This window comes from Paraburkholderia kururiensis (genome assembly GCF_034424375.1).
Taxonomy (GTDB): Bacteria; Pseudomonadota; Gammaproteobacteria; order Burkholderiales; family Burkholderiaceae; genus Paraburkholderia; species Paraburkholderia kururiensis_A.
The window spans coordinates 822,160-846,709 of sequence record NZ_CP139965.1; the positions used below are offsets into that span (position 1 = coordinate 822,160).

The window sequence follows — 24,550 nt, forward strand, 5'->3', positions numbered from 1 at the left end:
CCGCTGAGCTTCTTACACGCCGCGTGTAAATAAGGAGCGGGCGGTGTACCGGTTTTGTCCGACCGCGAAAACACGCGCGCCCGTTGTGCGCCCGCGATGCCGCGCGAGGACCGGGAGCGCTTCTTGCCCCGCCGCTTGGGTCAAGCAAAGGAGGCGTTTCATGGCTGCTACTGTGGGTGACTTCATCGTCGACCGGCTTTATCACTGGGGCGTGCGCCGCATCTACGGGTATCCCGGCGACGGCATCAACGGCGTGTTCGGCGCCTTGAATCGCGCGGGCGGGAAGATCGAATTCATTCAGGCCCGACACGAAGAAATGGCCGCGTTCATGGCCTGCGCCCACGCGAAATTCACCGGCGAGCTGGGCGTGTGCATCGCGACCTCCGGCCCGGGGGCTGCGCACCTCATCACGGGTCTCTACGACGCGCGCATGGACCACATGCCCGTGCTCGCCATTACCGGACAACAGGCGCGCGCCTCGCTGGGTGGGCACTACCAGCAGGAGCTGGATCTGGTGTCGATGTTCAAGGACGTCGCCGGCTCCTACGTGCAACTCGCCACGGTGCCGGGCCAGGTGCGGCACCTCGTGGACCGCGCGGTGCGCATCGCGGTGGCCGACCGGCGCGTGACCGCGCTCGTGCTGCCGAACGATCTGCAGGAATTGCCGTATGAGCCGCCGGGCCGCAAGCACGGAACGGTACATTCGGGCGTGGGCTATTCGCGGCCCAAGGTCGTGCCGCAACAAGACGACCTGCAACGCGCCGCGGACGTGCTCAATGCCGGTAAGAAAGTCGCGATGCTGGTGGGCGCGGGCGCGCTGGGCGCCACGGACGAAGTGATCGCCGTGGCCGACCGCCTGGGCGCGGGCGTGGCGAAAGCGCTGCTCGGCAAGGCCGTCTTGCCCGACGACCTGCCGTGGGTGACGGGGCCGATCGGCCTGCTCGGCACCTTGCCGAGCTACGACATGATGACCGACTGCGACACGTTCCTGATGGTGGGCTCGGGCTTTCCGTACTCCGAGTTCCTCCCGAAGGAAGGCCAGGCGCGCGGCGTGCAGATCGACATCAAGGCCGACATGCTGAGCCTGCGTTACCCGATGGAGGTCAACCTGGTGGGCGACACCGCCGAAACGCTGCGCGCGCTGCTGCCGCTCCTGCACGAGCGCGAGGACACGACGTGGCGCAAGCGCATCGAACGCTGGACCGACTCGTGGTGGAAGACGCTGCACAAGCGCGCGCTGGAGCCCGCGAAGTCCGAGCGCGGCGTGAACCCGCAGCGCGCCTTCACGGAGCTTTCGCCGCGTCTGCCCGATCAGGCCATCATCACGAGCGATTCGGGATCCTGCGCAAACTGGTACGCGCGCGACCTCAAGATTCGTCGCGGCATGATGTGCTCGCTTTCGGGCGGCCTCGCGTCGATGGGCGCCGCCGTGCCGTATGCGATTGCGGCGAAGTTCGCGCATCCGTCGCGGCCCGTCATCGCGCTGGTGGGCGACGGCGCCATGCAGATGAACAACATGGCCGAACTCATCACCGTGTCGAAGTACTGGCAGCAGTGGGCCGACCCGCGCTGGATCTGCATGGTGCTCAACAACGAAGACCTGAACCAGGTGACGTGGGAGCAGCGCGTAATGGAAGGCGACCCGAAGTTCGATGCTTCGCAGCAGGTGCCGAACGTGCCGTACCACCGCTTCGCGGAACTGATCGGCCTGAAAGGCATTTACGTTTCGGAGCCCGATCAGATTGCGCCCGCCTGGGAAGAGGCGCTGGCCTCGAACCGTCCCGTGGTGCTGGAAGTGAAGAGCGACCCCGAAGTGCCGCCGCTGCCGCCGCACGTCACGCTCGAACAGGCGCGCCACTTCGCGCACATGCTCCTGAAGGGCGACCCGCGCGAAGCCAGTGTGATTGCGGGCACGGCGAAGCAGGTGCTGGCCTCGGTGCTGCCGGGGCACTAGGATAACGGCGACAGTTGACGCCGTCGCGGGACCCCGGCATGGCGAGCGACAGCACGCGCACCCCTTCACAGTCGGGCGCTACCTCGGCGCCTTCCGTCGCGCCGCGGCCTGCGCCGCCCGATACGCGCGCCCTGCGCCGCCGCATCTTCGTGGACCTGGGCCGCGCCATCTGGCAGTACCGCAACGTCACGCTGGTTTCCGTCGCGCTGATGGTCGCGGCGAAACTCGCCGCGGTGGGCGTGCCGCTCGTGCTCAAGCGCATCGTGGACGAGGTGAGTCACCCGTCGCCGCTTGCGCTCTTTCCTGTCTTTCTCGTGCTGGCCTACGCGATTCTGCGTTTCGTCAGCGGCGCGCTGAACGAAGTGCGCGACGTGGTGTTCAGCGTGGTGACGCAGCGCACGGTGGCGTCGTTTACCGAGCGCACCTTCGCGCATCTGCATCGCCTGGGCGCGCGCTTTCATGCCACGCGCGAGACGGGCGCCGTGGTGCGCGACGTGCAGAAGGGCACGGACGGCATCGGCTATCTGCTCGGTATCGCCATCTTCACGATCGTGCCCACGCTGATCGAAATCGGCTCGGTCATCGCGATCATGGCGACGAGCTATGCCGCCACGTTCACGGCCATCATCGGCATCACGTTCGTGGTCTACGCGATCTACACGGTGATCTTCACGCGGCGGCGGCTCGTGCACCAGCGCGCCGTGAACCGGCTGGAGGCGCAGACGGACAGCCGCTTCGTGGACAGCATGCTCAACTACGACACGGTCAAATACTTCGCCACGGAAGAGCTGGAGACGCGGCGCCTCTCGGGCATTCTCGGCCACTGGATCACGGCGCGCATGGCGAACCAGCGCGCACTTTCCACGCTGCACATCGGCCAGAGCGCGGTGATTGCGTTCGGCGTGGCGTCCGTGATGCTGCTCGCCGTGCAGTACGTGATGGTGGGCCGCATGAGCGTGGGCGACCTCGTGCTCGTGAACGCGTACATCATCCAGGTGTGTCTGCCGCTCAATTCGCTCGGCTTCGTGTTTCGCGAGACCAACGACGCGATGGTGAACGTGGAGCGCATGTTCGGCATTCTCGCGGCCGAAGGGCGCGTGGGCGAAGACCTGGACGAGCCGGGCGCGCAGCCGCTCGCCATACAGGCGGGCGAGATCGCCTACGACCACGTGGACTTCGGCTACGACACGCAGCGCCAGGTGCTGCACGACATCGATTTTCGTGTGGGCGCGGGAACCTCCGTGGCCGTGGTGGGCGGTAGCGGATCGGGCAAATCCACGCTCGTGAAGCTGCTGTTCAGGCTGTATCAGCCCACGTCGGGCACCGTGCGCATCGACGGCCAGGACCTGCGCTACGTGACGCAAACCAGCCTGCGCGAAGCCATCGGCATCGTGCCGCAGGACACGGTGCTCTTCAACGACACGATCGCCTACAACATCGCGTACGGCCGGCCCGGCGCCACGCGCGCGGACGTGGTGCGCGCCGCGCGCGCGGCGCAGCTGGACAGTTTCATCGAACGTCTGCCCGATCATTACGACACACAGGTGGGCGAGCGCGGCGTGCGGCTTTCGGGCGGCGAGCGGCAACGCATCGCCATTGCGCGCGCCATTCTGAAAGACCCGCGCATCATCGTGTTCGACGAGGCCACCTCGGCGCTCGACACGCGTTCGGAACGCGCCATCCAGCTGGAATTGCAGCGCCTCGCGCAGGGGCGCACGTCCATTACCATCGCGCACCGCCTTTCCACCGTGGTGGACGCGGACACCATTCTGGTCATGGAGCACGGTCACATCGTGGAGCAGGGCACGCACGAAGCGCTGCTCGCGCGCGAAGGCGTGTACATGAAGATGTGGTCGCTGCAACAGCAGCAGGGCGAACTGGAGCGCGCGCAACGCAGGCTCGTGGCGCAGCCGGTGGAGCTGGACGAACTCGTGGCCCATGTGGCGGCGCTGGTGCGCACGGACGCCGCGCGCCAGCGTGCCGACTTCACGACGCTCGTGGCGGAGCCGGGCCTCTTCATTACAGGCGAGCGCGACAAGCTGGCCGGCGTGGTGGCCGAACTGTGCCGCAACGAACTGGCTCATGCGCTGCGCGGCGGCAGCGTGCAACTGCGCGCGGACCACTTCGGCAACGAGGCATGGCTCACCGTGGTGGGCGCCGGCGACCGGCCCGCCGAGCTTTCGCAGGAACGCGCGCGAGAGCTGGAGGCGACCATCGTGTCGGCAGGCGGCGGCTTTACGGTGATGCCCGTGCAGACGCGGCTCGCGTATGTGGTCACGTTGCCGTTGCGGCCGGTGGTGGATGTGCCGGTGGGTACATCGGCGTCGCCGGCGTTGGAGGGTTCGAGGGCGTCCTTCGCTTCGGCGGCGTCGATGCGCGCGCCGGGTGTGTCGGCAACTACGCCCGCGCAAGCCGCGCCTTCGCAGCCGGCGCGGCATCTTGAAGCCCAGCCGCTGGAGGGCATCGCAGTACTCGCCATCGACGACCAGGAAGAGACGCGCGATGCGCTGGAGGCCATGCTTTCCTCGATGGGCGCACGCGTGCAGACGGCCCAGGGCGGCGACGATACGCTCGCGATGCTCGAAGGCGAGGCCATGGACGCCTGGCCCGACGTGCTGGTCTGCGACATCGTGCTCGAACAGGAAGACGGCTTCGACGTGCTGCGCCGCGTGCGCGATCTCGAAGCGCGGCGCGGGCTGCGCCCCGGCGCCCGGCTGCCCGCCATCGCGTTGACGGGCTACACGCTCACGGAAGACGGCGCGGTGCAGTCGCCCGTGCCGCTTGCCGGGGTGGGGATGGCGACGCGCGTGCCGGGTGCGGGGGCGAATGGTGGGGCGAATGGCTCGCCGAGTGGCTTGCCGAATGGCGGGCCGAACGGATCTGCGAACGGCGCGCAGAACGGCGCATCGCATGGCGCGCAGAGTGGCGCATGGAGTGGCTCGCCGACCGGCACGACGAATGGCTCGCCGACCGGTACGCCGAATGGCCACACCGTCGCTGCCGGCTTTGCGGCGCATCTCACCAAGCCTGTGCCTGCCGACCAGCTCATCGATGCGATACGCCGGGTCGCGCGCACGTCACGCACCGCGCCCGCCGTCTCGCATCCGGCGTAGCGCGGCAGCGACGCATACAACGACATTCGAACAAGGCAAAGGGAGGCGGCATATGAATACGCTCGTGGCGTTGTTCGGCGAAGGCCGGAATCTTGACGCGTTGCAGATGGGCATGCGCTCGCTGGTCGTCTTCTTGCTGGCGCTCGTGCTCGTGCGCATTTCCGGCCGACGTTCGTTCGGCCAGCGCTCACCGTTCGACTACGTGGTGGGCTTTTTGCTGGGCGCCATTCTGAGCCGCGCAGTGGTGGGCGCGTCGCCGTTCGTGCCCACGGTGGTGGCGTCGCTCGTGATCGTGGTGCTGCATCGCGCGCTCGCCTGGGCGTGCGTGCATTCGCGTGCGCTGGAACGGATGGTGGTGGGCATCGAGCGCGAGGTGTTCCATCACGGATGCTTCGACGAAAAGCAGATGGGCGCGGCGCTCATTACGGAAACCGATATCTACGAGAGCGTGCGGCAGTCGCTTGGCGCACGGGACCTCGCGCGCGTGGAGGCGGCGATTCTGGAACGTAACGGGCAACTCAGCGTGATTCGAAAGCGCGAAGGGGAGTCGTAGCGCGCGGCCATGTGGGGTGCCGCACGCGGCATCATGCGTGAATTTAAGCGTGACTTCACGCGTGACCTCGAGCATGACATCAAGCGTGACGTTCAAGCACGCCGCTGCGGTTCCCCCGACCCGCCTTCGCCTGCCGCGCGCCGCCGGTGCAGCCACGCCGCGTCGCGGTCCGCGAGCCAGTCGGCGGTGCGTTCGGCGTTGCGCACCTCACGCCGCATGGCGAGCACGTTGGGGGGCACCACGCGTCGGCGGCGGCACGCCCACATGATGCCGCCCAGCAGTCGCGGCGCATCGTGCCATAACGCGCGCTCGTGCCGCAGCACGCGCAGCGCCTTGAGCGTGGCCTTGAGGGCCATCGGCAACGGCAGGCGCAGCCACGCCACCCACGCCGCGTTGCGCGCCAGCATGCGGCGCCGCAATCCTGCGTCGCGTGCGGGCGATGGATGGTGATGCACCACCATCCGGTCGCAATACACCATGGCGTGGCCGCGCGCGAGCAGATCGAGCGAGACGAGTTCTTCCTCGCCGCCGATGAAAAACTTCGACTCATAGCCGCCCACTTCGAGAAACGCCGCGCGCCGGAACACGCAGGCGCCGGCCATGTAGCCGGTCAGCAAGGGGCCGGGCAGCCCCGTGCCGGCGAGCGGGCTCGCGCTCATGCGCTCGCATGTGGCATCGGCGCGCGCGTTTTCGCCTACTACCACCCGCGCGTTGAGCACGGCGACCTGCGGCGCTTCGTCGAGCACGCGCACGGCGTAGGCAAGCGACCCCGGTTCCCACCACGTGTCGTCGTCGCTGAAGGCGATGTAGTCGGTCTGCGCGAGGGCTACCGCGTGGTTGCGGCCGGCCGCGCCCAGATTCGCGCCGCACGCCACCACGCGCACCGACGGAAAACGTCCACGCAGGGTTTCGACGGTGGCGTCCGTGGAGCCGTTGTCCGCGACGATCACGGGCGGACGTTCGGGCAGCGCGAGCAGCCGCGCGACGGTTTCGGTCACTTCGCGCATGCGGTTGTGCGTCAGCACGATGACGGTGATGCGCGGCACGGACGAGCTTGAGGCAGAGGACAAGGTCATGGCTGCGGTTTCGATGCGAGAGACGGTGCGGATGGCACGGGTCGCGCGAAGCGTGGAGGCGGTGCCGCATGCGGCGACGAAGCGGAGAGCGAAGACAACGGCGAGCCCGCTGATTGCGCGAATTTCGACGATTGCGGCGCTTGCGCTGACGAACCTGCGGACGCCGAACCCGCGGACGCCGAACCCGCGGACGCCGCCTGCCACCCGCCGCCCAGCGCCTTGTACAGCGCGACGAGATCCGTCGTCACCTGCATGGTTTGTTGAGCGGCCTGCTGCCGGCCCTGCGCAAGCTGGCGTTCCGCGTCCAGCACGTTGATGAACGTCACGAGGCCCTTGCGATAGCTGTCGCGGGCAAGGTCGAATGCGGCCTGCTCGGCGGCCACGCTGTCGTTGAGCGCGTCGCGGCGCGCCTGGTCGGTGCGATAGACGGCGAGCGCGTTGTCCACGTCGCGCAACGCCACGAGCACGGCGCTGCGCCAGGCGAGTGCCGCTTCCGCTTCGCGTGCCTGGCTCAGGCGCAGGTTCGACACGAGTTGCCCGCCCTCGAAGATGGGCAGCGAAATGGCCGGTCCGAACGAATAGAACAGATGCGACCAGCGGGCGAGGTTGTCTGCGTGGCCCGCGCGCGTGCCCACCTGGCCGGTGAGCGAAATGTCGGGGTAGAACTGCGCGGTGGCCACGCCGACGTCCGCGGTGGCCGCGTGCAATTCCGCCTCCGCACGGCGCACGTCGGGACGGCGGCGCGCGAGCGTCGCGGGCAGGCCCACGGGCACCGTGGGCGGCACGGGCGGCACCGCGCCGGGCGTCTGCAAGTCGGCGTCCAGCGCGCCCGGCGCCTCGCCCGCCAGATACGCGAGACCGTTGAGCGCCTGCGTGATCTGCTGGTCGTAGAGCGGCAGTTGCGCTTCGGTCTGCGCCAGTTGGGCCGACGCGTTCTGCACGTCCAGCTGGCTCGTCATGCCCACGCTCGCCTGGCTTTGCGTGAGCGTCACGATTTCGCGCTGCTGGTTCACGAGGTCGCTCGCGATGTGCCGAAGCTGCTGCGCGCCGCGCAGTTGCGCGTAGGTCTGCGCGACTTCGGCTTCGAGCGAAACGAGTGCGTCGTTGCGGCTTTCCATTGCCGCTTCGGTCTGCGCGTTCGCGGCTTCCACGGACCGCCGCACGCGGCCGAACAGATCCACTTCCCACGAAGCGTCGAAGCCCGCCTGCCAGAGATTGACGGGCGACGTGAGCTGGTCGAGGAACTGGTTCGCGCCGCGTTGCACCGAAGGGCCGCCGCGCTGCCCGAGCCGGTTGACCGAGTCGTAGGCGTTCTGTTCCTCCAGCAGACCTTTGATGCCGAGTTGCTCGCGCGTGTAGCTGGCCGTTGCGCGCACGTTCGGCAGGCCCTGGGCCGCTGCGGACTGCGCTTGCGAGCGCGCCTCGGCAATGCGCAACACGGCTTGCTGGAGGTCGGGGTTGTCGCGGACGGCGCGGTCGATCAGCGCGTCGAGCGTCGGGTCCTGGAAGGTGTGCCACCAGCGAGGGTCCGGGTCCGAATCCGTGGTGGGCGACGAATGCGGATGCGCGCCTTGGACGTGCGGCGGGTCGGGTGTCTGCGAGGTTGGCGATGTTGCTGAAGCCGCAGAGGCCGCAGACGTAGCAGACGCCTCGCGCTGTACGTCGTGCCACTGGCCGGGCACGTTGGCTGTTGGCGGTTTGAAGTCCGGGCCCACCGTGCAGGCGCTCACGAGCAGCAACGTGGCAACTGCAAGCGTGCATGCCGCTGCGCTTGTCCGCGCTCGTTGTCCGCTGAAAGAACGGTGCCGCGTCATCTCAGTGCCCACCCGCCCCGCCGGCGGCCTTCACCGGCGAGAAGAAGAACGACAACGGCAGGCACAGCAGGCAGAACACAGCCAGCATGGCGAACACGTCGAGATACGCGAGGATCGTGGCCTGCGAAACGAACGTCTCGTAGAGGCGGCCCGTGGCCGTTTGCAGCGCCTGCGCGGGCGGCTGGCCCGTGAGGTCCGAGATGGTGTGCGCCGCGCGTTGCAACGCGTCCTGGTAGTTTTGCGAGAACGGCGAGAGATGTTCCGATAGATGCGCCATGCGCGCCTGCGCCCGCTCGCGGATCATCGCCGTGGAAAGCGATATGCCGATGGACCCCGCCACGTTGCGGAACATGGTGAGCAGCGCGGAGGCGTCGTTGTTGAGTTCGCGCGGCACCGTCTGATACGCGAGCGTCGTGATGGGCACGAACAGAAAGCCGATGGCAATGGACTGCGCGCTGCGCATCTTCACGAGCGTGGCGTAGTCCACGTTGGGCACAAGCATGTGCGAGTACGCAAGCGCCACGGTCAGCAGCAGAAAGCCCGTGGCGATGAGCCAGCGCGTCTGGATGTGCGGCATGAGCCGGCTGATGATGGGAATTTCCATCGTGATGAGCAACGCGCCCGGCGAGAGCACGAGGCCTGCGAGCGTGGCTGTGTAACCCAGCTGCTGCTGCGCGAGTTGCGGCACCAGCACGGCGCTGCCGTAGAGCACCATCGCGAAGGCCGCAATCGTCGCGCAGCCCAGCGCGAAATTGCGGTCGCGCAGGCACGCCAGGTTCACCACCGGTTTTTTCGTGTACAGGAGCCACGCCACCGCGCCCGCCATGCCGGCCACCGCCAGCGCCGTGAAGATGCGAATGAACGGCGAGCTGAACCAGTCGTCGTCTTCGCCGCGGTCCAGCATGACCTGAAGACAGCCCAGACCTATCGCAATGAGCCCGATGCCGATGTAGTCGATGCTGAGCCGGCCGCTTGCGCGCCGCTCCCACGGCGGATCTTCCACGAGTTGCATGACGCCGAGCGTCGTGAGAATGCCCACCGGCACGTTGAGCAGAAACACCCAGCGCCACGAGAAGTTGTCCGTAATCCAGCCGCCCAGCGTCGGCCCCAGCACGGGCGCGACGACGATGGCCACCGCCGAGATCGAGAACGCCCGCCCGCGTTTTTCCGGGGGAAACGTGTCGAGAATGATGGACTGCTGGTTCGGTTGCAGCCCGCCGCCGAAGAAGCCCTGCAAGACGCGAAAGACGATCAGCTGACCCAGGTTCGTCGCGATGCCGCACAGGAACGAGCACACCGTGAAGGCCGCAATGCAGATCAGGAAGTAGCGCTTGCGGCCCAGCAGCCGCGCAAAGAACGCCGAGATGGGCAGCACGATGCCGTTGGCGACGAGGTACGAGGTGAGCGTCCACGTGGCCTCGTCGTAGCTTGCCGACATCGTGCCCGCAATGTGGGGCAGCGCGACGTTCACGATGGTCGTGTCCAGCACCTCCATGAACGCCGCAAGCGTGACGACGATGGCGATCACCCACGGGTTCGCAGCGGGTCGCCATGCGTCGTGGCCCTGGTTTTGTCCAGGGTTGTGCTCGTCACTCATCCGCTCTAACTAGCGCGAGATCGCAAGCCGCCTCAATGCGACTGGCCCGATCCGCCGCCGCGCTCGCCTTCGGACGGGCGGACTTCGGCGAGATCGTCCTCGCGCACTTCGGCTTCGCGGACAGTGGTGCCTTCGTCGTCCGTTTCCGATACGTCGGTGGTGAACGTGCCGGTGCCGGTTTGCTTGTCGGTCTCGGGCTGCAGCGGTGCGTTTTCGTCAGCTTTCGATTGGCGATTGGCCATGACAGCTCTCCTTCAAATGAACGGGTCTACGAATGAAGCCCGACGTTGCATCAGCAAGCCGCGCGCCCGGCTTCGTCGCGTTGCGTGGTTGCCCGCTGCGGGCTTGCCGCGACGCGCGCCACGAGCGGCAAGTGGTCCGACGCGATGCGCGCCAGAGGACTGGCGTGCGCCCGCACGTCGATGAGCCGCTCGCCCGGGTGCATCCAGATGCGGTCCAGCGCGAACACGGGCCAACGCGCCGGAAACGTGCGCGGCGCGGGCGCCGCGCGGAAGTGCTCCACCAGCATGCGGAGCGCGCGGCCCCACACGAACCACTCGTTGATGTCGCCGAGCAGGATGACGGGCAGGTCGGGGCGGTCGAATGCGGAGAGCAGCCGGTGGATCTGCGCGCGCCGCTCGCGCGCGGAGAGGCCCAGATGCGTGGCCACCACGCGAAACGTTTCGCCGCGATGGTGCAGGTCCACATCGAGCGCGCCGCGCGGCTCGCGCTGACCGAACGAGAGGTCCAGCGTGCGCGCCGCGCGCACAGGCAGCCGCGAAAGCACGGCGTTACCGAAGCGGCGTCGCGGCGTGTCGAGCGTCGGACCCTCCACTGCGTGCAGGCCCGTGGCGGCGCGCAAGACGTCGAGCGCGTTCGGCGTGCGGGCGTCGCCGAGCGGCACCTCCTGCAGCGCGACGATGTCCGCGTCCAGTTCGCCCACGACCGCTGCGATGCGTTCCGCCGACTGCACGCGGTCCGCGCCGGTCGCGCCGTGGATGTTCCAGGTGGCGATGCGCAGTTCGGCAGCGCGTGCGTGGTTGTCGTTGCCGGCGAGCGAGGCCGGGTCGTCGCGCTTGGGGGCACTGAGTGGAGTGAATTCGGTGCCGGTTTTCATCGACCCCTCGCGAAGAAGCGTTGCAGCGCGAACGAAAGCGCCACCAGCACCACGCCGATGGCCGCGAGCAGGCCAATCGACGCCGCGCTCGGATGCCGCACGGCCGCCACCAGTTGATGCGCGAACGACGCCGCGAGCACGATGCCCGGCCCCATGCCGAGCGCGGTGCCCAGCAGAAAATCGCGCAGGCCGATGTGCGAGGCGCCGGCCGCGAGGTTGACCAGCGTGAACGGTGCAAGCGGCAACACGCGCAGGACGACCACCGCGACCAGCCCCTGGCGCCCCAGCCGCTCCGAGAGCCGGTTCAGCCGCGCGCCCGCGAGCCGCCGCACGGCATCGCGCCCGAGCCACACGCCTGCGCCGTAGGTGACGAGCGCGGCGATGAGCGTGCCCGTCAACGCATAGGCACTGCCGGCGCCGGGACCGAATACGAAGCCCGCCAGCGCAATGAGCAGCGTGATGGGCACCGACACGATGGCCGCCAACGCATACGCGCCCACGATCAGCACGGGACCGAAGCGCGAGTGTCCGATGGCCGTGGCTGTCTGCGTGAGCGCGGTGAAGTTCAGGTCATGGCGCAGCGACGTGAAGTGCCACAACAGCGCGAGCGCCACGACCGCGAGCGCGAGGCCGCCGAGAATCAACAGGCGCGCGGAGAGCGAACGGCTCTCGCCGCCGGGCACGAACTCGCGTACGAGTTCGTCGGGCGACACGGGTTTTTCAGGGTCGATGAGCGCTTCTTCGGGCACGAGGCGATCGATCTCGGGCTCCACTTCGGGATCGAGCGGCACGAGCGCGCGGCCTTCGTGGCGCAGCGCTTCGATTACCGCGTGCAGCCGCCCGTGCGTCTGAAAGGCGCGTTCGACATCGGCCACGGCTACATCGAGGTGTTCCGCGAGCAGCCGGTTGCGCACCTGCGCGATGGCGGCGCGAATGCGCGGGTCGCCGCGCGCTTCGAGCGCGATGTTGCATTCGGTGTCGAGCACCATGGACCGGTTGTTGAGATTCGCGCTGCCGACGAAGAGCAGTTCGTCGTCCACGATCATGAGCTTGCTGTGCACGTTGACGAAGTCGTTGCCGAGGCCGTCGACGTGCGGGTAGTAGAGGCGCAGGCGGCCGTGGTCGTCGGCGCGCTTCACCATGCGGTAGAGCCGCGCGCGCAGCACGCCCATCGTCATGGTCTGAAGCCAGCCGGTTTGCGCACGCGGCGCGACGACGGCGACGTCCGGCCCTTCGGGCTGCGTGAGCCGCGCGACCAGCGACGTGCCCACGGGGCTCGCCGTGAAGTACTGGTTCTCGATGTAGATGTTCTCGCGCGCCGCCGCGATGGCCGCGAGATAGAGCGCGCGAATGTCCTGCACCGGCGCGCGGCCGCCGAAGGCGGGCTCCGTGAGCGCGATGCCGATGTCCACGGCTTCGAAGTCGGCGGGCTCGAAGGGCGGCCAGGCGTCGGACGACGCATCGTGCGGTGGCGGCGGCGCGTGCGTCGGATCGTGCCTCGTGTGCTGCACGTCTTGCGCCGCCGCGCGTGCCCGAGCCTTGCCGAAGGCGCGCAGCCAGCGCTCGCGCACGAGTTCGGCGATGGCCTCTGCCGCTTCGCCGTCGAACATCGTGTGGACGTCGTGAAAGGGCGCGTAGGGCTGCGCGCGTGCTTTACGCACGTTATGGACGTTGCGGCGCAGCGGCTCGTCCGGCGCGTGGGCGGGCGTGTCCCAGCGCGAACGCGTGAGGTCGATGCCGCCCACGAACGCGAGCCGGTCGTCCACCACGACGATCTTCTGATGATGCGAGGCGCCCACGGGATGCTGCCCGTCCAGCCGGAAGCGCACGCGCGCATGCGTTCGCCAGCCGAGCCGGTACGACGGCAGCCATTCGCGCTCCAGCGCGTAAAGCATCGCGAAGTCCCAGGCCAGCACGTGGATGCGCACGTGCGGGTTGCGTTCCGCGACCGCGCAGAGGAAATCGGCGAGCGGCGCGGGCAGACCATCGGGCGGCTGCTCGTGCCCTTTGCAGGGCACGAGTTGCAACCGGCTATCGATGTCCCAACCGACGATGAAGACGCTGTGCTCGGCGCGCGCGATGGCGTGCCGCACGGCGGCGAAGTACGCGGCGGCGTCTACGAGCACGCGCAGACGGTTTGCGCGCCGGATGCAACGGCATGTCGTGCCGGGCTGCAACAACGAGGGCATGAGGGCTCCAGGTGTTCCGTCGATTTGTTCCGGTGAAGCGTTCCGATGAAGTGCTCCAATAGGGGCGCGTTGCAAGGGGCGTTCCTCGTGCGCAGCGCGGGTCGGGGTGGGCACGCGCTGTGCGACGGAGGGGCGTGAAAGCACAACGACGCGCAACTGAAGCGCAACCCAGGCGGAGGTGCGTTTGAACACGACTGCAGCGGTCGCGAATGCCGAACACCTGCGGCCTACGCAAGGCGCGCTCGGGCTCGAATACGCGCGCGCGAAATGCGCCGCGACGCTCGCCGTGCCGCCCGAAGCGCGCATACGCTTCATGCGCGAGCGGGCGTTGCGCGTGGTGCGCGGCCCGGCGGGGCTGCTCCATGTGATCGACCATCACCACTGGGCGCGCGCCTGGTGCGAAATGGGCATCGAGGAATTGCCCGTGGAGATTGCCGAGGACTTCAGTGCGTGCACGCCGGCCGCATTCGCGGCGCAGATGAACGCGCGCGGCTGGCTGCATCCGTTCGGTCCGGACGGCCAGCCCATTGCGCCGCAGGCGTTGCCCGAATCCATCATGGCCATGCCGGACGACCCGTACCAAAGCATTGCGGCGTTCGTGCGCGTGGCAGGCGTTTATCGCGACCCGCCGCAATTCAACGCCAAGTTTGCGTGGGCCGATTTTTTTCGTTCCCGCGTGAAGGGCGATTTCAGCACGATCGCGGGGTTCGCGATGGCGCTGGCGCAGGCGCTGAAGGCGTCGCGGGACGAGCAGGCGCGGGGCTTGCCGGGGTATGACCCGGGCGTGCATTCGGCACAGCATGTGGGGCTATGAAGCGCGCACAACAACCGCGCGGGAAGTACTGCGGAACGCGCCTTGCTAAGGGCAGCAGCGTGACACAACGCTCGCCGCCCATGGGGGCCGCAAGGAGATTCGCTTGACCACGCCATCCTCTCTGGTTTCCGCTGCTGCACGTGAATCGGCCCACGCCGTGGAGCGCGAACTCGCGCGACGCGCCATCGAACTGGCCCTGCCCGCCGTGCGCGCCGCGATAGCCGACCGTGAAATATGCGGTGCCGGTTTTCTGCACATCGTGGTGATGTCGCCCACACTCGACCCTCGCGATCAGCCGTTCGAAGAGGCTATCGTCGGCGAGCATTCGGAGGGCGACGTGTCGGCGTGGGACGCCGACTACCGTGCCTTCGCGCTCGACAAGGCGCGGTTGTCGTGGCGCACCGGCATGGGTTCGCACGAGTTGCAGACGCTGCGCCCGCATCTGCTCGTGAGCGGCGACACCGCGCTGTGGGGCAGTGCCGCGATAGACGGCATCGTCGTTGCCGTGAGCGGCGCACATCCCTGGTATGACGAAGCATTTGCCGCAATGGTGGCGGTGGCGTATCGCGCGCTCGCCAAGGCGCGGGCGGCGCGGCGCGACCCCGAATCCACGACGGTCGCCTGAGCGGACTTTCTTTTCTTCCGCTTTTCTCCGCATTTTTTCAGTCACCGCGCGGCGTTCGTCCGTGCGCTTTGACTTCCCTTCAATCCCTACATGATGGAGTTCGAGATGGCACAAACGCGTTCCAATCCGCCTTCGTGGCACGATCTGCACGGACGCATTGCACTGGTGACGGGCGGCGGCAGCGGCCTCGGCGCACAGATCTGCATGAGCCTCGCGCGCGAGGGCGTGCACGTGATTGCGGCGGACCTGAAACTGGAAGGCGCTGAGCGCACCGCCGCCGCCATCGCGGAGCGCAGCGCGGGCGGCAAAGACGAAGCGGGCCGCTGCGAAGCGATTGCACTCGACGTGACGGACAGCAATGCGGTAGCCGAAGCGATCGGCCGCATCGTGCAGAAGCATGGCCGCCTCGACGTGGTGGTGAACAACGCCGCAGTGGACGTGACCGAGCCCATCGACGTGCTGACCGTGGCCGAGTGGCAGCGCGTGCTGCAGACGAATCTCACGGGCCCGTTCGTGGTGTCGCGTCACGCGGTCATGCACATGAAGACCGCGGGCGGCGGCCACATCGTGAACATTGCATCGACGGCGTCGAAGCGCGCATGGCCGAATGCCGCCGCGTACCACGCGAGCAAGTGGGGCCTGCTCGGGCTCTCGCACAGCCTGCATGCGGAACTGCGGCCGTTCGGCATCAAGGTGTCGGCCGTGGTGGCGGGCGGCATGCGTACGCCGTTCCTGCTGGACCGCTTTCCGGGCATCGATACCTCGACGTTGCAGGACCCGGCGAACGTGGCGGAATCGGTCCTCTTCGTGCTGCGGCAGCCACCGGAGACGGTGATTCCCGAGGTGATGGTGCTGCCGATGCGCGAGACGTCGTGGCCTTGAGGCGAGGCATCGCGCGCCTTCCGTGTGTTCGCGAAGGCGCGGGACGCGGCTGAGGCGGCCCCGCCTCAGCCGTCTTCGCCCACTTCGGTGGGATCGGGAAGGTCGGGCAGCGGGTCCCGGCTGGGCGGCTCGGGTTCACTGCGTGGTGGCGGCTTGTTGTCGTCGCGCGGATGGGCGGCCGGTTCGCCGGCGGTATGGCTGCCGGCGTGGCCGCTGCCTGACCCCGTAGCGAACATGCCGTCGGACGGCAAGCGCGACGGTGCGGGAACGGGTTGCGTGGGTTTCATCTGAAGCGCTCCTTGTCCGGCGCCTGGAAGGACCGGGATGACGGTTCCAGGACAGATACCGGCGCGCATGGCGCGTGCCCGCCCGGCGTTCAACGCTTGCCGTTCGACTCCTTCAGATAAACCGTCGGCGTGACAGAAAGCCCCAGCGGCAGGGTGTGACCGGGCGGCACGCCGCTGTCGATCACGATCTTCACCGGTACGCGTTGCACGATCTTCACGAAGTTGCCGGTCGCGTTTTCCGCGGGAAAGGCCGAGAAACGCGAGCCGCTGCCCAACTGCACGCTATCCACATGCCCGTGCAACTCGAGTTGCGGATAGGCATCCACGCCAATCTTCACGCTGTCGCCGGGGCGCATGCGGTCCAGCTGCGATTCCTTGAAGTTCGCCGTGATCCAGACGAGGGGGGTGACGAGCGAGAACATCGTCGTGCCCGCTTGCAGGAAGGTGCCGTACTGCACGTTGCGGCGCGTGACCCAGCCGTCCGATGGCGCGCGCACCTGGCACCACGCCAGGTTGAGCTTCGCCTGGTCGAGTTGTGCCTGCGCCTGACGCACCTGCTGCAAGCGCTCTTCCACCGCTGCGGCGGCCTGGCGGATCTGTTGCGGCACGAGCTTCGCCGTCTGCAATTGCGCGCGTGCCTCTGCAACGTTGGCGTCGGCGGTTTGACGCTGCGCGTCGGCCACATCGATGTTCTGTTGCGAAGTGGCACGCACGTCCACGGCATGCTGGCGCTCGTACGCGGCCTGCGCCTGCTTCAGGTTCGCCTCGGCCGACGCGATCTGCGCGCGGGCCTGGGCGTACTGCGCCGGGTACTGCACGCGCGCAATGTCGAGCTGCACCTGCGCGGCATTCAACTGCGCGCGGGCGAGACCCAGCTGCGCCTGCGCTGCGTCCACCTGGGCCTGGTAATCGCGCGGGTCGATCTGAACGAGCAGGTCGCCCTTGTGGACGTAGACGTTGTCGTTGATGGCGAGCCGCACCACGTAGCCCGACACCTTCGGGGCAATCGTGATGGCGTTGCCGTCGGTGTAGGCGTCGTCCGTGCTTTCCTGGTTGCGCGTAGCGAACCACCAGCCGAACGCGACAATGCCGAGCACCACGATCACGGCGCCGAGAATCAGCAATGGCTTGCGCGAGCGGCGGCCGGGCTTGCCTTGGGCCTGGCCTTTATTTCCTTCGCTCTGGCTGTCTCGATTGCCGTCGTTGTGGTTGCCTTCGCCGCCGCTGTTGTTCGGCTTGTTGTGCGATTCGCTGCTCGCGCCGGTGCCCGGCTCGTGGCCGCTCGCGTTGTCGTGCTCGCGCGGCGCGGCGGCGCGAGCCGAATCGCTCGCGTCGTTCGTGTCGCCGGACGGGCGCGCTTCATTGCCTCCGCTCATCGTGGGCGCGCCCTAAGCATGCCGATGGTGTGTCGCCATCTTCGGTCCGCCCCGTTACTTCGTGCCGCCGGTGCGGGGCTGGGCGGGCGCCGTGGGCGACTCCATGGGCGAGTCGTCGAGGCCGTCATCGTCGTCGGGAACGATGCGCGTGGTGCCGCCGGTAGCGGGCGGGTCGCTTGCAGGGAACGTGTCTTCGACGGATTCGTCGATCTGCTTTTCGCTGCGGTCTTCATGCGGGTGCTCGATCTTCTCTTTCGACTGGGCTGCCATGGTTAACCTCCCTCATGCGCGAGTGCGGACTGCTTGTCCGTTGCAACGCGCGTGCCCGGCAGCGTCGCGCAAAACCGTGCCGATGAATGGGCGCGCAGTTCGCGAGGCACATGCATTGCTGACTCGTGGGGAGGGCGATGGTTGCCTCGCGGCCGCTACGGCTGCTTTTTTCAGGCCGTTTACAGGGCCGTTCCAGGCCTTTCCCATTACGGAGGACATGTCATGAAATACACCAAGGCGATCTTCATTTCGATTTTGCTGGCCGTAACGAGCGCGGGCGGCGCGGCGTTTGCACAAGGTTCGTCGGGCGGCGCGGGCGAAGGCGGTGCCGCGGCGGCGGGCGGTTCGAACGGTGGAGGCGGTTCTGCAGGCGGCAACGCCAATGGACCGAACGCGCCTTCGAACGCGGTAGCCGGTCCCACGGCCAGTACGGGCACGAGCATGAACTCCACGTCGACTCATAAGCGGACGATGAAGAAGCATCACGCGAAGAAGCCCATGACGGATAGCACCAACATGCCCGGCGCCGACGCGAGCAGCGATACGAAGGGACAGTAAGGCTCGGCAATGAGCAGCAGGCAGTGAGTAGCAGTAAGAAGCCGCAATCCGCAAGAGGTTGAGGGCGGACGCACGCCGTCGCGCAGATTAGCGTGGCGGCGTGCCCCCGTCGTCGCTGTGTTGCGGCGACCATGAAGGAGTCACCATGACGAATCCCACCCCGCGTGTGCCGGCCGCGCCGCCCCAGGCGGAACACGGCGACCGCGCCGGTTCTAGTGCAACTACGGCTGCCACCACGGCTGCAACTCCGGCGGCTTCGCAGCGCGAGACCACGTCGCAGCCTGGGCACGCGTCGTCACAAACGGCGTCGTCAAGCCGAACGCAAAGCGATGAGGCAGCGCTGCGTGCACGCGGCACGCCGGGCAGCTTCGATCAGCCCACGCCGAGGGAAGACTTGATGCCGCCGCGCGGCAAGCAGCATCCCCATCAGACGGCGGAGGTGCCGCTCGGCTCAGGCGACGTACCCGACCCGCCCGGCAAGGGCGGCCAGGCCGCGCAGAACTCCGAAGAGGCCGCGCCGTATCTGAACGTGAACGGCGTGCGGTCGCCCAGCGACGAACCGGTGCGGGGCGCCACTCGTGCCGACGAGCAGACGAAAACGGGCGTGCCGGCCGACCGCAAGGGCGACGCTAACCGGTAGCGCCGTGCGGCAAAAAAACGAAGCAGGAACCACGCAGCACAGAAGCACGACCGGATCAGAGGATCGGCACGCCGCCCGTCACGGCCACCGTCGCGCCCGACACGTAACTCGCTTCGTTCGAGGCGAGCATCACATACACGGGCGCGAGTTCGGCGGGCTGGCCGGGCCGCTTCATCGGCACGTTGGCGCCGAACTGCTTCACGTGCTCGGGCGGCATGGTCGACGGAATCAGCGGCGTCCAGATGGGCCCCGGCGCCACGCAGTTGGCGCGAATGCCGCGTTCGGCGAGCAGTTGCGCGAGGCCGCCCGTGAAGTTCTGGATGGCGCCCTTCGTGGTGGCGTAGGGCAGCAGCGTGGGGCGCGGCTTGTCGGCATTCACGGATGCCGTATTAACGATGGCGGCGCCCGGCTTCATGTGCGGCAGCGCAGCTTTAGTGATCCGAAACATCGCACCGATGTTGGTATCGAAGGTGCGGTCCCATTCGTCGTCTGTGACCTCTTCCAGCGTTTCGTGCGTCATCTGATACGCGGCGTTGTTGACGAGCACGTCGACGCGCGAGAACGCGTCCACGGCGCGCCGCACGATCTCGCGGCAATGCTCGCGGTCCGCTACGTCGCCGGGTACGAGCACAGCCTTGCGGCCGGCTTCCTCCACCCAGCGCGCCGTTTCCTTCGCGTCTTCGTGTTCGTCGAGGTAGGCGATCAGGACGTCCGCGCCCTCGCGCGCAAACGCGATGGCCACGGCGCGACCGATGCCGCTGTCCGCGCCCGTGATGATGGCGGCCTTGCCCGCAAGACGTCCCGATCCCTTGTAGCTGTGTTCGCCGTGGTCGGGCTTCGGGTCCATGGGGCCGGTATGGCCGGGAACGTTGCGCTGTTCCTGTTCGGGAAGCGGCGCGTCGGGTCGGCTTGTTTGGGACATGGGTGCTGCTCCTGTGTGTGAGTGGGCGGTGTCGCGCGAACGTGACAAGGCAACGCGGGCTGCGCGTTCGCTGCTGCGAGCCCGCAATGAATGCCGCGTGCGCGTGTTATGGCTGGCGTTGCCCGCCCTGGTGTTGCGGCTGCTTTTGCTGGTTCTGCTGCTGTTGCCCGTGATCGCGGCTCTTTTGCGGGTTGGCGGGCGCGGTGTTGGATTGACGGGTGTCGGGCATGGCTCGATCTCCTTGAAGGTTGCAATGGCTGCCTTGAACAAACAGCAACGGCCATGCCGCCACGTGTGCGCACGTGAGCCGGCGCCGCCGCGCGGAACGCACGTTGCTCGTGATTCGGAGCGCACGACAAGAGCACACGACACAACCCGTCGATTACCGAGGAGAGCCCGCCATGAGCACATTGAATCCCGACAACGACCTGCCCGAACCGGCCGACGAAGGCCGCCACGGCGACGACACCGGCGCGCTGGGCCCGAGCGATTCGTCCGATACGGGCAGCGATATCGCGGGGGCAAAGCGTCACGAATTCGACGTCGATACGGAGCTGGACAGCCACGCGCTGGAAACGGGCAAGGCGGCGCGCGAAAGCGACACCGACGAGTCGGGTACCGGCGAGCGCGCCTCCGCGGACGGCGATTCCACGCTCGAAGAAGATGCGGACATTCAGCCCGACCACATCGAGCAGCCTTTCGCACCCGACGAAGAAGCGCCGGAGTGATGCGGCGCGAAGCGAGGCTGGTCTGAGCGCGGCGCAAGTACGCTGCGCGGTGGGGAACAGTTGCAAGCGGCGGGCAAGAATTGCAGACCGTGGCGCTTCATGCGCTCGCCGCTCGTGTGGCGACTGCGCAGGGCGTCGAGCACGGCACATCGCGTCGTGCCGCGGCTCACGGGAATTTCCCTTGCTCGATAGAGGGCGTGCGTCCGCCGTCGCGGACGCGTCCGTCAGCAAGGAGAATGCAAGTGCCGTCAGACAACGTATCGGAAACGCGCAGGAAATTCGTGCAGGGCACGGGTATGGGGTTGGTCGCAGCCACGCTTGCTGCGCCCGTGGCCGCGCAGGAAAGCGCCGCATCGTCCGCGGGCGGCGACGCCGCGCTGCGCGACCCGCGCAATCTGTATCCGCGTCCGCCGTTCGCGGCGCAGCCTCAGCCGTGGCCGGGCCTTGCCGGCCGCATGACGCCGCGGCCCGATCACGGCGAAACGAGCTATCGCGGCAGCGGCAAGCTGACGGGCCGCAAGGCGCTCGTGACGGGCGGCGACTCGGGTATCGGCCGCGCCGCTGCCATCGCGTTTGCACGCGAAGGCGCCGACGTGGCGATCAGCTACTTGCCGCAGGAAGAGCCCGACGCGCGCGAGGTGATCCAGTTGATCCGCTCGGCAGGCCGCAACGCCGTGGCGCTGCCGGGCGATATCCGCGACGAACGCTTTTGCCAGGAACTCGTGGCGAAGGCCGTGCAGGGGCTGGGCGGACTCGACATTCTCGTCAACAACGCGGGCCGCCAGCAGAGCCATGCCTCCATTCTCGACATTCCCACCGACCAGTTCGACTGGACCTTGAAGACGAACCTCTACGCGATGTTCTGGATCACGAAGGCGGCCATTCCGCACATGCCGCCTGGGGCGGCCATCGTGAATACGAGTTCGGTGAACGCGTACGACCCGTCGGCGAATCTGCTGGATTACGCCATGACGAAGGCCGCCATCGCGAACTTCTCGAAGGGACTTGCCAAGCAGATGATCTCGCGCGGCATACGCGTGAACGCCGTCGCGCCGGGCCCGTTCTGGACGCCGTTGCAGGTGACGGGCGGGCAGACGCAGGAGAACGTCGAGAAGTTCGGTCAGCAGACGCCGATGGGGCGCCCCGGTCAGCCGGCCGAGATCGCGCACGTGTATGTGGAACTCGCTTCGGCGCAGTCGAGCTATGTGACGGGGCAGGTCTATGGCGAATCGGGCGGCGCGGGCAATCCGTGAACGTGCGCCGGTTCGCATGCGGGGCGTGCCGATGTGCGGGCATGCGTGGGGCAGCGCACGGAACAAATGACGAGGGCCGCGCGCAAGGCACTTCGCAGAAGGCGAGGTAGTGTTTGTCCGGGGCGGCTTTTTCGGACCGCGACATAAAATGAAAAACACGCCCCGGCTTGCAGGCCTTGCGCCAATGCCGTGGCCATAACGATCGCACCCGGAGGTGCGCCGTGTCCCGCCCGTCTCTCTCGCGCACCGTCTTTCGCTCTGCGGCGATCGCCGCCGTCCTCGTTGCCTGTGCCTCCGCACCGCCCCTCGCCGTGGCCGCGAACGGCGTGCGCTTGCCGCCTGCGCCGAAACGCGTGGCGCCGGCCGTTTCCGGCACCGGCAGCGGTACAGCGGCAATCGACTTTCCCGCCATCGTCGAGCGATACGGGCCCGCGGTGGTCAACATCGTGGCAAGCGGCGAGGCGCGCCAGGTACAGGCGGCCGCGGTGGATCCGCTCGATGCGGCCGACCCATTCGCGGCTTTTTTCGCGCGGCCACCGAGGCCGGGTCAACCGCAAGGACAAGGACAAACGCAGGACGGGCCGCGCGCCATCATCGGCATGGGTTCGGGGTTCATCGTCAGCCCGGACGGGTTGATTCTCACGGCGGCGCACGTGGTGGACGATGCCGACGAAGTCACCGTCCGCCTCACCGACAAGCGCGAGTTCAAGGCGAAGGTGCTCGCGGTGGACGTGCCGAGCGGCGTGGCCGTGTTGCAGATCGATGCCGCGAAGCTGCCCACCGTGAAGCTGGGCGACTCGTCGCGCGTGCGCCCCGGCGAGCCCGTGCTCACCATCGGTTCGCCGGATGGCGTCGATAACGCGGTGACGGCGGGCATCGTGAGCACGACCTCGCGCGTGCTGCCCGACGGCAGCAGCTTCCCGTTCTTCCAGACCGACGTGGCGCTCAATCCCGACAACTCGGGCGGCCCCATCTTCAACCGCGCGGGCGAGGTGGTGGGCATCGACGTGCAGGTCTACGCGGATGCCGACGGCTACAACAGCCTCACGTTCGCCATTCCGATCAACACGGCGAACAAGGTGCGCACGCAGTTGCAGGCGCAAAAGGCGCCGCCGGGCAACGGGCTCGGCGTGGACGTGGAGGACGTGAGCCCCGGGCTCGCGGCGGCGGTCGGCTTGCCGCGCGCGGCGGGCGCGCTGGTGGACGCCGTGGAGGCGGGCTCGCCCGCGGCGGCGAGCGGACTCAAGGCGGGCGACGTGATCGTGCGAATCGGCGAGAAACCGATCGACCGGTCCGCGGATTTCGTGAACGAAGCAGCGGCGCTGCCGCCCGGCACGAAAGCGCCGCTGAAGCTGATCCGCAATCGCAGATGGATGACGACGACGCTGGCAGCGGCTGCAGGCGCCAAGAGCGGCGACGATGCCGCGGGCGTGACGCCGGTTGCGGTGCAAGCGGCAGACGACTCCGGCGCGGGACCGGTGGCCGAGGGCGGGTTCGCGTCGGGGCGCGCCGCGGCGGTGGACACGGTGCCGGTGCGTCTCACCGCGCCCGCTGCGGCGGGCACGGAGCGCCTCGGCCTCGTCATGCATGCGCTGAGCGAAAGCGAGCGGCGCTCGACGGGCTTGCCCGTCGGTCTCATGGTGGACGACGTACGGAATCCGGCGGCGAAAGCGGGGGTTCGGCGCGGCGACGTGGTGTTGTCGCTCAATGAAACGCTGGTGGAAACGCAGGAGCAGGCCAACGAAATCGTGGCGCGTTCGGGCAAGGCCGTTTCGCTGCTGATTCAGCGGAACAACGCGCGCAGCTTTGTTTCGGTGCGGTTGCGGTAGACGCCGCGCTGGTGCCGGTGGTGGTGCCGCCGCCACCGCCATCGCAGACAAAGGTGAGGGTTTTCGGGACGTGGGCTGCGTGTGGTGAGGATTTACGGGAGCGGCTGCGGCGCAGGCCTTTTGCCGAGGTTCCTTGCAGGCTCGAATGCGCGTTCCTGGCGGTTCATGGAATCGACGCTTCTGCCGCACCTCGCCCAAGGTCGCGCGGCGCCATCACGAGGCGCGCCGCGTCGGCGCAAGCCGGTTTTCACGTGGGAAATCGCAGAAAGTGCCCTAAAACAAGGGCTTTTCCAATCGAAACGGGTTCTGCGGCGCAGGCGGCCGAAGGCGTCATTCCCGCAAAACCCCTGCAACACGAGTGCCAGGTAACGCCCCGCGCGCCGCACAGGTGAGGATTTTCGGGAGCGTGCCCAATGGTGAGGCGGCGCAACGCCGTTCGCTCCCCCATGCCCCGGTTTGGACCCAAAGGTGAGGGTTTTCGGGACGTTTCGACGGCCTGCCGTTACGCCTTCACCGTCTTCGCCCTCGTTGCACAAGCCCCTCGGCGGCATCAAAGGTGAAGGTTTTCGGGAGCGGCGCGGCGTCAGTTCAGCGCGCCAAATGCCTCTTCAATGTCATCCACCTTCGTGGGACGCACCACGCGCGCCACCTCGTTGCCGTCGCGCAGGAAGATCAGCGTGGGCCAGAGCTTGACCTTGAACGAGCGGCCGAGCGGCCTGCCCGGGCCGTCTTCCACTTTCAGGTGCCGCACGCCTTCGTGTTGAGCGAAGGCCTGCGAAATGAGCGGCTGTGCGCCCTGGCAGTAACCGCACCAGTCGGTGCCGAACTCCACGACTGCGGCGCCGGGCAGCGCCGCCACGTCTTCGCGCGAAGGCGCGGTCTTCGCATAAGGGGTGGTTGCCATCGTTGCTCCTCTCACGGATAGGAAGAACTACGATACCGCAACGCTGCGC

At 67.8% G+C, this 24,550-nt stretch carries 23 protein-coding genes; 11 read left to right on the forward strand and 12 right to left on the reverse strand.

From position 1 onward, the window contains the following. Nucleotides 1-160: 160 nt before the first annotated feature. Genes U0042_RS03800 through U0042_RS03810 form a run of 3 tightly spaced genes read left to right on the forward strand, consistent with a single transcriptional unit; the run spans nt 161 to nt 5,620 of the window. On the forward strand, nt 161-1,954 hold the full coding sequence (locus tag U0042_RS03800) for a thiamine pyrophosphate-requiring protein (RefSeq protein WP_114809933.1): 1,794 nt from the start codon (nt 161-163) through the stop codon (nt 1,952-1,954). 38 nt (nt 1,955-1,992) lie between these two features. Further along, nucleotides 1,993-5,067: an ATP-binding cassette domain-containing protein gene (locus U0042_RS03805; protein WP_114809934.1), complete on the forward strand. Its 3,075-nt coding sequence runs from the start codon at nt 1,993-1,995 to the stop codon at nt 5,065-5,067. Nucleotides 5,068-5,119: 52 nt separating this feature from the next. Continuing rightward, the gene (locus U0042_RS03810; protein ID WP_114809935.1) at nt 5,120-5,620 is read left to right on the forward strand and encodes a DUF421 domain-containing protein; all 501 of its coding nucleotides are present in this window, start codon (nt 5,120-5,122) and stop codon (nt 5,618-5,620) included. A 92-nt stretch (nt 5,621-5,712) separates the two neighbouring features. Here U0042_RS03810 and U0042_RS03815 read toward each other — a convergent pair whose 3' ends face one another. Genes U0042_RS03815 through U0042_RS03840 form a run of 6 tightly spaced genes read right to left on the reverse strand, consistent with a single transcriptional unit; the run spans nt 5,713 to nt 13,413 of the window. Beyond that, complete coding sequence (locus U0042_RS03815) at nt 5,713-6,696, reverse strand: glycosyltransferase family 2 protein (RefSeq protein ID WP_114809936.1); 984 nt, start codon at nt 6,694-6,696, stop codon at nt 5,713-5,715. Beyond that, nucleotides 6,693-8,510 carry an efflux transporter outer membrane subunit gene (locus U0042_RS03820; protein WP_114809937.1) on the reverse strand — a complete coding sequence of 606 codons (1,818 nt, stop codon included), beginning with the start codon at nt 8,508-8,510 and terminating at the stop codon, nt 6,693-6,695. The genes U0042_RS03815 and U0042_RS03820 overlap by 4 nt, the downstream gene beginning before the upstream one ends. 1 nt (nt 8,511) lies before the next feature. Then, complete coding sequence (locus tag U0042_RS03825; protein WP_114809938.1) at nt 8,512-10,107, reverse strand: DHA2 family efflux MFS transporter permease subunit; 1,596 nt, start codon at nt 10,105-10,107, stop codon at nt 8,512-8,514. 32 nt (nt 10,108-10,139) lie between these two features. Beyond that, nucleotides 10,140-10,349 carry a hypothetical protein gene (locus U0042_RS03830; protein WP_114809939.1) on the reverse strand — a complete coding sequence of 70 codons (210 nt, stop codon included), beginning with the start codon at nt 10,347-10,349 and terminating at the stop codon, nt 10,140-10,142. Between the two features lie 50 nt (nt 10,350-10,399). Beyond that, a complete protein-coding gene (locus tag U0042_RS03835; RefSeq protein ID WP_114809940.1) occupies nt 10,400-11,224 on the reverse strand; it encodes an endonuclease/exonuclease/phosphatase family protein in 825 nt (274 codons plus the stop codon). After that, nucleotides 11,221-13,413 (reverse strand): VTT domain-containing protein, encoded by a 2,193-nt coding sequence (locus tag U0042_RS03840; protein WP_114809941.1) that lies wholly within the window; start codon nt 13,411-13,413, stop codon nt 11,221-11,223. The genes U0042_RS03835 and U0042_RS03840 overlap by 4 nt, the downstream gene beginning before the upstream one ends. Nucleotides 13,414-13,597: 184 nt before the next feature. Between U0042_RS03840 and U0042_RS03845 the strand changes: the two genes are divergently transcribed. From U0042_RS03845 to U0042_RS03855, 3 genes are all read left to right on the forward strand, one after another. Beyond that, complete coding sequence (locus U0042_RS03845; RefSeq protein WP_157977790.1) at nt 13,598-14,227, forward strand: ParB-like protein; 630 nt, start codon at nt 13,598-13,600, stop codon at nt 14,225-14,227. 103 nt (nt 14,228-14,330) lie between these two features. Beyond that, nucleotides 14,331-14,852, forward strand: coding sequence for a hypothetical protein (locus U0042_RS03850; RefSeq protein WP_232833282.1), 522 nt, complete (start codon nt 14,331-14,333; stop codon nt 14,850-14,852). A gap of 105 nt (nt 14,853-14,957) precedes the next feature. Continuing rightward, nucleotides 14,958-15,734, forward strand: coding sequence for an SDR family oxidoreductase (locus tag U0042_RS03855; RefSeq protein ID WP_114809944.1), 777 nt, complete (start codon nt 14,958-14,960; stop codon nt 15,732-15,734). Between the two features lie 65 nt (nt 15,735-15,799). Here U0042_RS03855 and U0042_RS03860 read toward each other — a convergent pair whose 3' ends face one another. The 3 genes from U0042_RS03860 to U0042_RS03870 form a co-directional block, all read right to left on the reverse strand. Continuing rightward, entirely contained in the window at nt 15,800-16,021 is a 222-nt protein-coding gene (locus tag U0042_RS03860) for a hypothetical protein (protein WP_114809945.1), read from the reverse strand. A gap of 89 nt (nt 16,022-16,110) precedes the next feature. Further along, nucleotides 16,111-17,397: an HlyD family secretion protein gene (locus U0042_RS03865; RefSeq protein ID WP_114809946.1), complete on the reverse strand. Its 1,287-nt coding sequence runs from the start codon at nt 17,395-17,397 to the stop codon at nt 16,111-16,113. A gap of 54 nt (nt 17,398-17,451) precedes the next feature. Next, nucleotides 17,452-17,667, reverse strand: a complete 216-nt coding sequence (locus U0042_RS03870) for a hypothetical protein (RefSeq protein WP_114809947.1) — start codon at nt 17,665-17,667, stop codon at nt 17,452-17,454. Nucleotides 17,668-17,889: 222 nt separating this feature from the next. Here U0042_RS03870 and U0042_RS03875 point away from each other — a divergent pair, with 222 nt between their 5' ends. Together U0042_RS03875 and U0042_RS03880 are read left to right on the forward strand one after the other, a co-directional pair. Then, a complete protein-coding gene (locus tag U0042_RS03875; protein WP_114809948.1) occupies nt 17,890-18,225 on the forward strand; it encodes a hypothetical protein in 336 nt (111 codons plus the stop codon). A gap of 145 nt (nt 18,226-18,370) precedes the next feature. Further along, nucleotides 18,371-18,865 carry a hypothetical protein gene (locus tag U0042_RS03880; RefSeq protein WP_114809949.1) on the forward strand — a complete coding sequence of 165 codons (495 nt, stop codon included), beginning with the start codon at nt 18,371-18,373 and terminating at the stop codon, nt 18,863-18,865. A 55-nt stretch (nt 18,866-18,920) separates the two neighbouring features. On the opposite strand, the gene U0042_RS03885 is transcribed toward U0042_RS03880, so the two are convergent. Both U0042_RS03885 and U0042_RS03890 read right to left on the reverse strand, forming a co-directional pair. Next, entirely contained in the window at nt 18,921-19,787 is an 867-nt protein-coding gene (locus tag U0042_RS03885; RefSeq protein ID WP_114809950.1) for an SDR family oxidoreductase, read from the reverse strand. A gap of 106 nt (nt 19,788-19,893) precedes the next feature. Beyond that, a complete protein-coding gene (locus U0042_RS03890) occupies nt 19,894-20,016 on the reverse strand; it encodes a hypothetical protein (protein WP_017774191.1) in 123 nt (40 codons plus the stop codon). Nucleotides 20,017-20,188: 172 nt separating this feature from the next. On the opposite strand from U0042_RS03890, the gene U0042_RS03895 reads away from it, so the two are divergent. The 3 genes from U0042_RS03895 (at nt 20,189) to U0042_RS03905 (ending at nt 23,597) form a co-directional block, all read left to right on the forward strand. Continuing rightward, a complete protein-coding gene (locus U0042_RS03895; RefSeq protein ID WP_114809951.1) occupies nt 20,189-20,515 on the forward strand; it encodes a chemotaxis protein in 327 nt (108 codons plus the stop codon). Between the two features lie 242 nt (nt 20,516-20,757). Next, entirely contained in the window at nt 20,758-21,768 is a 1,011-nt protein-coding gene (locus tag U0042_RS03900) for an SDR family oxidoreductase (RefSeq protein ID WP_114810087.1), read from the forward strand. A gap of 221 nt (nt 21,769-21,989) precedes the next feature. After that, the gene (locus U0042_RS03905; protein ID WP_114809952.1) at nt 21,990-23,597 is read left to right on the forward strand and encodes a trypsin-like peptidase domain-containing protein; all 1,608 of its coding nucleotides are present in this window, start codon (nt 21,990-21,992) and stop codon (nt 23,595-23,597) included. A gap of 583 nt (nt 23,598-24,180) precedes the next feature. On the opposite strand, the gene U0042_RS03910 is transcribed toward U0042_RS03905, so the two are convergent. Continuing rightward, nucleotides 24,181-24,501, reverse strand: a complete 321-nt coding sequence (locus U0042_RS03910) for a thioredoxin family protein (RefSeq protein ID WP_114809953.1) — start codon at nt 24,499-24,501, stop codon at nt 24,181-24,183. Nucleotides 24,502-24,550 lie beyond the last annotated feature (49 nt).